The sequence below is a fragment of the Silvibacterium sp. genome, from assembly GCF_047605705.1.
Taxonomy (GTDB): domain Bacteria; phylum Acidobacteriota; class Terriglobia; order Terriglobales; family Acidobacteriaceae; genus Silvibacterium.
In genome coordinates this window covers 1-11,780 of record NZ_JASGFD010000021.1, presented here as the reverse complement: position 1 = coordinate 11,780, position 11,780 = coordinate 1, and the positions used below count along the sequence as shown (strand labels likewise).

Below are 11,780 nucleotides of genomic sequence, written 5' to 3'. Positions count from 1 at the left end.
CAAAAGCAGTGTTAAATATCGATCCTGATTCCAGGAGGAATGCGATGAGTCAGTCCGTTTCGATTGCGGTAGTAGGTTCCGGCTATGTAGGTCTGGTGGCAGCAGCATGCTTCGCCGAGATCGGTCACAAGGTTATCTGTGTCGACAACGATGAGTCGAAGGTAAAGATGCTCCGCGAAGGCGGGGTTCCGATCCACGAGGAGTATCTGCCGGAACTGCTGGCAAAGCATCGCGGAACGAACATCGAGTTCACCTCGGATCTGCGTTCGGCGACCAAGAAGGCGCAGGCGATCTTCATCGCCGTAGGCACGCCGCAGAGCAAGACCGGGAGCGCCGATCTCTCCTATGTCGATGCCGTGGCCAGCGAGATCGCACGTTCGATCGATGACTACAAGGTGATCGTAGAGAAGAGCACCGTTCCGGTGTACACGAACGAGTGGATTCGCCGCGTGGTGGAGCGCAATGGTGTGGCCCGCGACCTCTTCGATGTTGCCTCAAACCCTGAGTTTCTGCGCGAAGGCACGGCTGTGGTGGACTTCATCCATGCTGACCGTATCGTGATCGGCGTGGAAAACGATAAGGCCGGTCAGGTGCTGCGCGACATTTACGCGCCGCTGACCTCGGGCGAATACTTCAAGCGTGCGGATGCCGTTCCCGGCGATCTTACCGTCGATACGCCTCCGTCGCTGCTGCAGACTTCGACCAAGGCCGCCGAGCTCATCAAGCATGCTTCGAATGCCTTCCTGGCTTTGAAGATCTCGTTTATCAACGTGGTCTCCAATATCTGCGAGGCGGTCGGCGCGGACGTCGAGCAGGTGTCGAAGGGCATAGGCATGGATAGCCGCATCGGTCCCAAGTTCCTGAAGGCGGGTATCGGCTACGGCGGCTCCTGCTTCCCGAAGGACGTTGCAGCCTTCCGTTATGTGGCGGAGCAGCTGGGCGTAGACTTCGACCTGCTGAAGGAAGTGGAAGAGATCAACGAAGAGCAGAAGAAGCGCTTCTTCCAGAAGGTACGCTCGGCCCTGTGGACATTCCGCGGCAAGAAGGTGGGTGTACTCGGTCTGGCCTTCAAGGGCGGCACGGACGACATCCGCGAGTCACCGGCTCTCGACATCGTGCAGAGCCTGCTGAAGGAAGGTTGCGCGGTCGTGGCGTTCGATCCCGCGGCTACGGAGCGGACTCAGGAAGTTATCCCTGCTTCCGACAAGATGAAATATGTGAACGACGCTTACGCAGCCGCGCAGGATGCGGATGCTCTGCTGATCCTGACCGATTGGCACGAGTTCGCCGAACTCGATTTGGCGAAGCTGCACTACACGCTGCGTTATCCAATCATCATCGACGGCCGTAACCTGTACGACCCGGCACAGATGATCGAAGCGGGCTTTACCTATCTGAGCGTAGGCCGTCCTGCTGCACAGCAGACCAGCGGCGCAGCGGCCTGGCATCGCCTGCCGTAAGCCGTTCAGGCCTTGAATCATAGCGATGGAGCATCCGATGGATGCTCCATCGCTGTTTGTGGTGCTTCCTTCTATGAAAGCTCTGCCTCTCGCGTGATGAAAGTTCTGCTGGTCGCCAATTACGAGCCGGATGCGCAGCAGAGCATGTTGCGCTATGCCGAGTTTCTCCGCCGCGAGCTCTCTCAGCGGGGCTTCACGATGGATGTGATTCAGCCTCCGGTGCATGCAGGCCGGCTGTTGCCACGATCGCACCCCCTGGCGAAGTGGCTGGGATATATCGACAAATACCTTTTGTTCCCACGACAGTTACAAAAGCTCGCAGCTGGCTATGATCTCGTGCATATCTGCGACCATTCCAATGCGGTCTACGTGAAATGGGCCGGTGATACTCCATCGCTCGTGACTGCGCACGATATGCTCGCAATCCTCTCTGCCCAGGGGCGTTATCCTCAAAACCCGACAAAGAAAACCGGACAGTGGCTGCAGGCATGGATTCTGCGTGGCCTCAATCGCGCGCGATGCATAGTGAGTGTCTCGGAGAAGACGAAGCGTGATCTCGATGGATTGCTTCAGTCGAAGCCGTTGATCAGTGTCATTCATCATGCGCTCAATTGGAGCTACTCACCTGCCTCGGAAGCGGAGATCGCTGAGGCACGCGCTGCCTGTGGCCTTTCGCCCGGCGATGAGTACCTGCTGCATGTAGGCGGCAACCATTGGTATAAGAACCGGACCGGCGTGCTGCGCATCTTCGCCGAATTGCGCAGGAAGGAGGGGTTTCGCAAGGTGAAGCTGGTGCTTGCCGGTGAAGCCTGGATGGAGTCAATGCGCGAGATCTGCCGGGAGCAGGGAATTACGGATGCGATTGAGGTCGTATCACCATCGAACGAGACTGTGCGGGCTCTTTATACCGGCGCGCTGGCCTTTCTCTTTCCATCGCTGGAAGAGGGATTTGGGTGGCCAATCCTTGAGGCGCAGGCCTGCGGGGCCTTGGTGATCACAAGCGCGCGTGCCCCGATGGACGAAGTTGCAGGGGCGGGCGCTATCTATATCGATCCTGAGAATCCGGTGCAGGCCGCGGGCGTGATTGCAGAGCGAATGCCGGACGCGGAGGCCATTCGCGCAGCTGGCTGGAAGAATCTCGAGCGCTTCACGCTGGAGTCTGTAATGAAGCGCTATGTTGACGCCTACCATGAGGCTGCTGCGATCCGGCCATAAAGAGAAGCGCGGAGCCTGTTGGAGGCTCCGCGCTGCATGCATACCTGTGGGATTTACCGCGCAACCGCGGGTTGCTGCAGCACGCCGTCTTTCTGGAACATCTGTCGAATGCCGCGCAGGGCCTGGCGCGTACGCTCTTCATTCTCGATGAGCGAGAAGCGCACGTACGCGTCGCCGTATTCGCCGAAGCCGATGCCGGGGCTCACGGCCACCTTCGCTTCTTTGAGCAGCAGCGTCGAGAACTCGAGTGAGCCGAGATGCTTGTAATGCTCGGGAATCGGCGCCCAGACGAACATCGTGGCCTTAGGCAGCGCGACCTGCCAACCGAGCTTGTTCAGGCCCTGTACGAGCACGTCACGGCGTGATTTGTAGATATCGCAGATCTCGGTGACGCATTCCTGCGGGCCTTCGAGTGCGAGGATCGACGCCACCTGGATGGGCGTAAAGGTGCCGTAGTCGAAGTAGCTCTTGAGTCGTGCCAGCGCCGCTACGAGCTTTGGGTTGCCGACCATGAAGCCTACGCGCCAGCCCGGCATGTTGTAACTCTTCGAGAGCGTGAAGAACTCGACGGCGATGTCCTTTGCACCGGGCACTTCGAGAATCGAAGGGGCCTTGTAGCCATCGAAGACGATGTCGGCGTATGCGAGATCGTGAACCAGGTAGATGCCGTGCTGGCGGCAAAGATCGACCACGCGCTCGAAGAAGCTCAACTCCACGCACTGCGTGGTGGGGTTGGCGGGGAAGTTGAGAATCAGCATCTTCGGCTTGGGATACATGAGCGGGATGGTCTGCTCAAGTTCGGCGAGGAAGCTGTCGGTGTCATGAATGGCGACGCTGCGGATGTTTGCGCCGGCGATGACCGGGCCGTAGATGTGAATCGGATAGCTGGGGTTTGGAACGAGCACCACATCGCCCTGATCGAGTGTGGCGAGGCAGAGATGGGCGATGCCTTCCTTCGAGCCGATGGTGACGATGGCTTCCGTGTCGGGATCGATGGCGACGTTGTAGCGCCGCTCGTACCAGTTGGAGATGGCGCGGCGCAGGCGGGGAATACCCTTCGAGAGCGAATAGCGATGGGTGTCGGGCTTGCGCGCGGCTTCGATCATCTTGTCGACGATATGCTGCGGCGTGGCCCCATCAGGATTGCCCATGCCGAAGTCGATGATGTCTTCCCCGCGGCGTCGCGCCGAGGCCTTGAGCTCGCCGGTAATGTTGAAGACGTAGGCGGGCAGGCGCTTGATTCTCGAAAACTCTTCCACTGGATTCCCCGTGCTGAATTGATCTGCTTATTGTCTCAGAAGCGCCGTGCACGCGGGGCTCACGTGAGAGGGAAGCCGGCGTGGAAAGGCTTTCAGTAGAGGAGTTCTCCCGCTTCGGCTTTTACACCGGAGAGAAAGGAAGAGAGCACAGCAATGCGCGCTTCGGCGAGCCTGCGGGTTGAGTCGAGCCGGATCTTTCCCGGTAGTGTTTCGAGTGAGCGGCGAAGCACTGGGATGATCTCGGAGAAGTAGGAGAAGCGGGTATCGCGGCCGACCTTGGAGACGTTGCGCAGGATGCCGATGGCGCCAAGCTGCTCCAGGATGTCGGCATCGCGCAGGATGATCGCTTCGATGGATTGAGGATTGTCGTGCGGCTGATGCTCACGAATCACATCCAGCACTGCAGGAATCTTGGCGGCAGGGAAGTCCGTGGTGGAGAGCAGCTCCGGCACGCGCCTGCAGGCATATCCCACGTGATCCCAGGTCTTAAGCGCTACCGGATCCTCCGGACGATGGCCGACGAAGACCCCTAGATCGTGCAGCCATGCGGCGGCGAAAACCACATCATCGTCATACGAGAGACCTTCGCCGATTTCCTGGGTTAGACGATACAGCCGGGGCTGATGGCCGAACTTGTCGACGGGAAGTGCTTCCTGGCGGAGGATTTCGGGCAAAGTCTGACGGTACGATGGACGCATGCGTCCATCGTACCGGGTGCGTTCTCCCGGGAGTAACGTCGCTTTTGTGAAAGAAAGGTTCCGAACGGAACCAATTGGGGAAATTGTCACGATTATGGTGACAAATTGCGAAAATCGCGAGCAGCAGATCTTCGAGAAAGCTGCTTCTTAGTGCGTGATGGGACCGATGCGTGCAGGCAGGTGTGCTTTATGGCGATGCACGATCGAATGCGTCTTTGCTATCGATTTGGAAACAAAGCGCGACATCTGACGCGTGCAGGGTGATTCGAAAGTGCATGCGACTTATGGAACCAGTACAAGTCCGTTTGCGGAACGGGCAGAAATTCAAGCACGGATTTCGGGAGGAGATGGTATAGTGATAGCTAAGTCAGGATTGCACGATCTACCACTTCGAAAGAAGTTCCCTTCTCGGCAAGTGCAACCTTCTGTAGCGCCGAGGCTCGAGAAAAATAGCAAATACTGCCCCATAGAGTGACTTCAAGCAACGATGGGCAGATAAACGCATATTCTTCCCAGCTCTCAGTCTCTTCTATTACTAAACCTGTTTTACCGTATGAGTCTCCCACGAGACGTTCTGGCTCTAATGGCTATCGGTTGTTCCTAGAGACACTATGGCGACTTCGGAATATATAAGAAAATCATCAGGCAGCGAGCCGCGATTGACGGGATGGCCCGTACAGTCCCCAAGGCGTAGCCGCATCTTCGGCCAGTCCATTGTGACTTCGATGCTGATGATGCTGAACGATACGCTGGTCATTCTGCTCGCGTTCGCAGTGGCGTTGCTGCTGCGCGCCATCGTATTTGACAAAATTGACCACGTGGTTGGGTTGGCGCCCCATGCTCTGATCGGCGCGCCGCTGCACGTGGGGTACCTTGCGTGGTTCGTACTCTCCTATCTGCTGGTATCGAACCGCTACGGCCTTTACTCCTCGATTCCGCTGACCACGGGCTGGCATGAGATCCGCCTGACGGTGCAGGCAAGCCTAAACGCAGGATTGTTGCTCTGCGGTGCGCTGTATCTGGTGGGCGACCTGTATGTTTCGCGGGTACTGGTGCTACTACTGATCGCAAGCACGATCACGCTGCTATGCGCGCGCCGCATCATCTGGCGCCGTTCCCGCTTCCGCCAGTTTGAGCGCGGCCTCGAGACCCGCAACGTGGTGATTCTGGGAACCAACCATCTGAGCAGCGCGCTCGGCCAGCATATCGAGAAGGATTACCGGCTGGGCTATAAGCTGCGCGGCTACGTGGTGGCTCCGGACTGCGTGAACAGCTTTGAAGTTCCCGGCCAGCAGATTCTGGGCGGCATCGAGGCGATCCGCCAGCTTACGCGCCAGCATTTTATTGATGAAATCGTCATCGCTGAGCCCTGCCCGACAGAGAGCGTGATCCAGCTGGTAGAAGAGGCCCGCGAACTCGAGGTGGATATTCGCTCGATCTCTGGCTACTACGGTGAGTTGACTGCGGATACGCCGATCGAGTACCTGGGCATCTTCCCGGTTGTCTCGCTGCACCGCCGCGATCCGCGCACGGTAGCCCTGGTCCTGAAGCGCGGTCTCGACATCCTGCTCTCATTGATGGCGCTGGCAGCGGTCTTTCCGATCATGCTGGCGATTGCGCTGGCTGTCCGGCTCGAGAGCGAAGGCCCGATCTTCTATGTCTCCGAGCGTATCGGCAAGCGCGGGCGCGTCTTCCCCTGCTTCAAGTTCCGCACGATGGTGAAGAACGCCGAGCAGCTGAAGAAGGATCTTGCGGCGCAGAACGAGCGCGACGGCATTCTCTTCAAGATGACCAACGACCCTCGCATTACCCGCATGGGCCGTCTTCTGCGCAAGTACAGCCTTGACGAACTGCCCCAGTTCTTCAACGTGCTGCGCGGTGAAATGAGCATGGTCGGTCCTCGTCCTCCGATCGCCAGTGAAGTGGCGAAGTACGAGCTCGAGCACTTCCGCCGCCTCGAAGTGTTGCCCGGTCTTACCGGCCTCTGGCAGGTGCAGGCGCGTGGCGATGCCTCTTTCGCGAAGTACATCGCGCTCGATACGGCGTATGTCGAAAACTGGAGCTTCTGGATGGACCTGAAGATCCTGGTTCGTACCGCGGAAGTGGTGTTCCGCGGCACAGGCAGCTAGATCGATACAGCAGATACAAAGACGAGGCCGGCTCTCAGGAGCCGGCCTCGTCTTTTGCAGGCAAATCAGGATGTGTGAACGGAATGAGACAGTTTGTGTGGGAAAATCCACGCGTTCGTGGGAGACTTGGTGCAATCACAAATTCCAGATTGAATTTGCTGTTGGAGGACTGTGTTGAATCAAGTGAAGCTTAAGCTTCTTGCCCTCACGTTGACTGCTTCTCTTGCTGGACTTCCGGCATTTGCCCAGGAGCCGCCGCATCACGACGACCAGCCGAAGCATGACGCGGACAAGACTCCGCCTGTTCCGCAGGAAAAGAACTCGATCACGCACCACGATCTGACTCTGGACGGCCGTACGATCCACTACACGGCGACCGCCGGCACTCTGCTCATCCGCAATGAGCAGGACGAACCGTACGGCTCGATCTTTTATGTCGCTTACACCGAAGATGGCGCGGATGCGAAGAACCGGCCTGTGACCTTCCTCTATAACGGTGGTCCGGGATCGGCCTCACTCTGGTTGCATCTGGGATCAGTCGGGCCGGTGCGCGTTATCACCTCGAGCCCCGATGCGACCGGTCCGGCGCCTTACCAGGTGGTGCAGAACCAGTACAGCCTGCTGGATAAGACGGACCTCGTCTTCATCGATGCGCCTCTGACCGGCTTCTCAAAGGTGGCAGGCAAGGGCACGGACAAGGATTTCCGCGGCGTCGACCAGGATCTGCAGGCCTTCGACAAGTTCATCCAGCGCTACATCACTGTGAATCAGCGCTGGAACTCACCGAAATATCTCTTCGGCGAGTCCTACGGCACAACGCGCTCGGCGGGTCTTGCGGGCCTACTGCAGGAAGACGGTGTGTCGCTCAACGGTGTGATTCTGCTGTCGTCAATCCTGAATTACAACGTCATGGCGCCGGGATTCGATGCGGAATACGTCGGGAACCTGCCGACATACGCGGCGATTGCGTGGTACCACAACAAGCTTGCGCACAAGCCAGCCGATCTCAAGGCTTTCCTCAATGAGGTACGGACGTTTGCGCGGGGCGAATACTCCGAGGCCCTGGCTGAAGGCGACCTGCTCCCCGCAGAGAAATTCGATGCAGTCGCGGCGAAGGTCGCGGAGTTCACCGGCCTGAGCGTGGACTACGTAAAGGAATCGAAGCTGCGTATTGCGCCGACGCGGTTCCGCAAGGAGTTGCTGCGCGGCGAAGGGGAGATCCTTGGCCGCTATGACGCTCGTTTTGAAGGAACGGATGTCGACAATGCCGGTGAAAATCCGGGCTACGATCCGTCGGATACCGGTATCTCCGGGCCGTTCATTGCGACGTTCCATGACTACCTGAGCCGCGAGCTCAAGTACGATACGACCGACGCCTACGCGGTGCATTCGGATTCGAATGTGCCGTGGGATCAGACGCATCGCCCTGTCGGTGGCGGAGGCGGCCGTGGTTTTGGCGGTCAGCGCTTGCCGGATGTGGCGGTGGACCTGGCCGACGCCATGCGCAAGAATCCGAAGCTGAAAGTGTACTCGGCGAACGGACTGTTTGATCTGGCAACGCCGTTTTTCCTCACCGAGTACGATCTCTCGCACATGCTGGTAACGCCGCAGCTCGCGAAGAACGTGGAGTTCGGCTATTACCCCGCAGGCCACATGGTTTACCTCAATGTGGATGCGCTGAAGCAGTTGACGCATGACCTGGACGGCTTCTACGCGGAGACGTCAAAGTAGCGGTTTCTTATCGAAGCCAAAAATCAAAAGGCCCGCGTAAAGCGGGCCTTTTTGATTGGCTGATGGATCCAGCTTAGTCGATGAAGTCGACCTTGACGGGGTGGGGAATCACACCGCGCTCGTGGCCCATCTCTAGCAGCTTGCGGATGGCTTCGCGGCCGTCCTCACCGTAGTTCAGCGTGCGCTCGTTGACATACATGCCGACGAACTTGTTGGCCAGGTTCTCGTCGAGATCGCGGGCGAACTGCATGGCGTAGGCCAGGGCCGCTTCGCGATGGTCGAGGCCATGCTGGATGCTCTCACGCAGCGCCTGCGTGCAGATCTTCATGGTCTTCTCGCCGAGCGAACGGCGAATGGCGTTGCCGCCAAGCGGCAGCGGCAGGCCAGTCAGATCGCGCCACCAGATGCCCAGGTCGAGGATCTTCTTGAGACCTTCCTGCGCGTAGGTCAACTGGCCTTCATGAATGATGAGGCCGGCGGCGTAGTTCCCGGCGAGCACCTCGGGGATGATGCGGTCGAAGGGTACGATCTCGGTCTGGATCTCGGGCGCGAAGAGCTTGAGCGCGAGGTTCGCGGTCGTCAGGGTGCCGGGGATGGCGATCTTCTCGCGCTTGATCTCGTCGAGCGTGTAGGCCTTGGGAGCCACGATCATCGGGCCGTAGCCCTCGCCGACCGAGCCGCCGCAGGCCATCAGGGCGTAGTTGTCCTGAAGGTAGGGATAGGCGTGGAAGGAGATGGCGGTCACGTCATAAAACTGCTCGTGGATGGCCTTCTGGTTCAGCGTCTCGATATCCGTGAGCGTGTGCGTGAACTTGAAGCCGGGCACGCGGATCTTGTTCGTGGCCATGCCGTAGAACATGAATGCGTCATCGGAGTCCGGGCTGTGTGCAATGGTGATTTCACGGACCTGCGAGTCAACGGGAACGGACGGAGTAGAACTCACTTCTGATACCTGATCCTTTCAACAAAGGCAGCCGGTGTACCCGGCCGCGGGTGATTCTAAAAAATTAGCGCGCAGGCTGCAGGCGCTTGCGCAGCGAGCTCAGGGAGACAACGATGGCCGCCGCGGCAACCACCTTCAGCGCATCTCCGGCGAGGAAGGGAAGCACGGCCATTTTAAGCACCGTGGGGAACGAAACGTGCGAAACCAGGGTGAGCCAGGAGGCGCCGCAGACGTACAGCAGCAGGCTGGCGACAGCTCCGGCGACAACGCGGGAGGAAAAGCCTGCGGGGCGCAGGCGCGCAATGCGGCTGGCGCAGGCGGCAACCAGCGGATAGGCGAGCAGGAAGCCGCCGCTCGGTCCGAGCAGCTGCAGCAGGCCGCCGGGGCCAGCGGGCGTGAAGACGGGCAGGCCGGATGCGCCTTCGATGAGGTAGAGCGCCATGGCTGCGATGGCCGTTGCCGGCTCCAGCAGCAGCCCGAGCAGGATGACCGCGAAGTTCTGCATGGTAAGCGGAACCGGGGTAAAGAGCAGGGGGATGGAAATGTGTGCCGCGAGGGCCACCAGCGCGCTGCCGGACAGAGCCAGGCCGGCTTGCCGGGCAAGCGTGGCGGAGTTCTGCCGGGTTGCCGGTGCTGCCGCTGCGGGGTGCATTTCAATCATGCGAGGGATCCTCCTGAAATTCGAACCTATTCGCCGTGCTGGAGCGGATCTTCCGCCTTTTGGGTGTCCAGGCGGAGCGCTTCGGTCCGCTGGCGATCGTGATTACGGATATGGCGCCGGACCGCAAGCACTGCCCAGATCAACGCGATCATGCTCACGACAAATACTGCATAGAGAAGGCGCATCGGTAACTGTACCTCAGAATAGCAGGCGGTAGGCCTGAAAGACAGCCCGGCGGGGGTGATCCCGGCTCCTCTTTGAAGCCGAGGGACTCAGCGCGCGACCGAGGCGGCGAGCCAGTCGAGATAGGTGGCGCTCCCGCCCTCGATTCCGAGCACGACAAACTCCGGAACCTCATAGCTATGCAGCGTGTGGAGGGCTGCCTCGAGATCGGCGAGGCGGGATTCGGCGGTCTTGATCAGGAGGAGCACCTCGCTAGCGGCTTCCACCGTGCCCTGCCAGCGGTAGATCGAGGTCAGGCCGGGCACAAGGTTTACGCAGGCGGCGAGCCGGTGCTCGACAAGATGATTGGCGATGCGCGTCGCTTCCTCGGCGGACGACGCGGTGCTGAGGACGATGCGAAAGGCCGTGGATGACATGCCACGATTGTCCACGAAATGCGCTTTCGGTGGCAGAACAAGTCGAGTGGAAAACAGCATTTGCCTGCGAAGCTTCGCGCAGATTTAAGATGGCACTGAAGTAATCTGCAACCTCCCGCAAGCATCCTAGTTAAACAACCTTCCGTTTGTGACTCGGCTTCAGGCTGTGCGGGTCACGACCGGGTAACGAAAGACAAGAGGGTAAGCATGGCTGTCGAGATCAAGTTTGGTACGTCGGGTTGGCGGGCGATTGTCGCCGAGGAGTTCACGCTGGCGAACATTCGCCGCGCGGTTACGGGCATTGCAAAGTACGTGGCGTCACAGCCGGGCAAGGGCTCTGTGCTGGTGGGACGCGATCCGCGCTTCCTGGGTGAGACCTTCGTTGCCGAAGCCGCAAAGGTGCTGGCATCGCACGGCGTGAAGCCGCTGGTGATTCCGCATGCTGCGCCGACCCCGGCCATCTCCTACGCAGTCCGTCAGCACAAGGCGAGCGGCGCCATCAACTTCACCGCCTCGCACAATCCGCCGGAGTACAACGGCATCAAGTTCTCGACGCCCGATGGCGCACCCGCGCTGCCCGAGGTGACCAAGCAGGTCGAAGCCCTGATCGCCGGACTGGGCGATGAGCCCGTGGCCGCGCCTGCCGAGCCGAAGGAAAAGTTTGAAGAGATCGACGTGAAGGAGGATTACCTCAAGCGCCTCGGCGAACTGGTCGACTTTAAGGCAATCAAGAAGTCGGGCATTAAGGTGGTCTTCGATCCTTTCTGGGGCGCGGCTCGCGGTTACAGCTGCCACATTCTGCGTGAGCATGGCGTCGAGACGGCGACGGTTCACGACTATCGCGACGTGCTCTTCGGTGGACACGCTCCGGAGCCCGACGATCATCTGCTGGCTGACTGCAAGGCCGAAATGAAGAAATTCGGCGCGAAGATCGGCATCGCCACCGATGGCGATGCGGACCGCTTCGGCATCGTCGACGAAGACGGAACCTTTATCCAGCCGAACTACATCATCGCGCTGCTCTTCGACTACCTGGTCGAGACGCGCGGCTGGAAGAACGGCGTGGCGAAGTCGGTCGCGACGAC

At 59.5% G+C, this 11,780-nt stretch carries 10 protein-coding genes and 1 pseudogene; 5 read left to right on the top strand and 6 right to left on the bottom strand.

Annotated features, from left to right (window positions below):
* Positions 1–44: 44 nt before the first annotated feature.
* The gene (locus QM649_RS09535) at positions 45–1,460 is read left to right on the top strand and encodes a UDP-glucose dehydrogenase family protein (RefSeq protein WP_415198800.1); all 1,416 of its coding nucleotides are present in this window, start codon (positions 45–47) and stop codon (positions 1,458–1,460) included.
* Between the two features lie 96 nt (positions 1,461–1,556).
* Entirely contained in the window at positions 1,557–2,675 is a 1,119-nt protein-coding gene (locus QM649_RS09530; protein WP_415198846.1) for a glycosyltransferase family 4 protein, read from the top strand.
* 53 nt (positions 2,676–2,728) lie between these two features.
* Here QM649_RS09530 and alaC read toward each other — a convergent pair whose 3' ends face one another.
* The gene (gene alaC, locus QM649_RS09525) at positions 2,729–3,934 is read right to left on the bottom strand and encodes an alanine transaminase (RefSeq protein WP_415198799.1); all 1,206 of its coding nucleotides are present in this window, start codon (positions 3,932–3,934) and stop codon (positions 2,729–2,731) included.
* 92 nt (positions 3,935–4,026) lie between these two features.
* Positions 4,027–4,632 (bottom strand): HD domain-containing protein, encoded by a 606-nt coding sequence (locus QM649_RS09520; protein ID WP_415198798.1) that lies wholly within the window; start codon positions 4,630–4,632, stop codon positions 4,027–4,029.
* Between the two features lie 659 nt (positions 4,633–5,291).
* Between QM649_RS09520 and QM649_RS09515 the strand changes: the two genes are divergently transcribed.
* Both QM649_RS09515 and QM649_RS09510 read left to right on the top strand, forming a co-directional pair.
* Positions 5,292–6,761 carry a sugar transferase gene (locus QM649_RS09515; protein WP_415198797.1) on the top strand — a complete coding sequence of 490 codons (1,470 nt, stop codon included), beginning with the start codon at positions 5,292–5,294 and terminating at the stop codon, positions 6,759–6,761.
* A gap of 183 nt (positions 6,762–6,944) precedes the next feature.
* Complete coding sequence (locus QM649_RS09510) at positions 6,945–8,492, top strand: S10 family peptidase (RefSeq protein WP_415198796.1); 1,548 nt, start codon at positions 6,945–6,947, stop codon at positions 8,490–8,492.
* A 73-nt stretch (positions 8,493–8,565) separates the two neighbouring features.
* Here the strand turns inward: QM649_RS09510 and QM649_RS09505 are convergent, their stop codons facing one another.
* From QM649_RS09505 to cutA, 4 genes are all read right to left on the bottom strand, one after another.
* Positions 8,566–9,435 (bottom strand): menaquinone biosynthesis family protein, encoded by an 870-nt coding sequence (locus QM649_RS09505; RefSeq protein WP_415198795.1) that lies wholly within the window; start codon positions 9,433–9,435, stop codon positions 8,566–8,568.
* Positions 9,436–9,499: 64 nt separating this feature from the next.
* Positions 9,500–10,096, bottom strand: coding sequence for a biotin transporter BioY (locus QM649_RS09500; RefSeq protein ID WP_415198794.1), 597 nt, complete (start codon positions 10,094–10,096; stop codon positions 9,500–9,502).
* A gap of 26 nt (positions 10,097–10,122) precedes the next feature.
* Complete coding sequence (locus tag QM649_RS09495; protein ID WP_415198793.1) at positions 10,123–10,281, bottom strand: hypothetical protein; 159 nt, start codon at positions 10,279–10,281, stop codon at positions 10,123–10,125.
* A gap of 87 nt (positions 10,282–10,368) precedes the next feature.
* Positions 10,369–10,695, bottom strand: coding sequence for a divalent-cation tolerance protein CutA (cutA, locus tag QM649_RS09490; protein WP_415198792.1), 327 nt, complete (start codon positions 10,693–10,695; stop codon positions 10,369–10,371).
* Positions 10,696–10,902: 207 nt separating this feature from the next.
* Between cutA and QM649_RS09485 the strand changes: the two are divergent.
* Positions 10,903–11,780: pseudogene (locus QM649_RS09485) on the top strand (phosphoglucomutase/phosphomannomutase family protein); the annotation flags it as partial.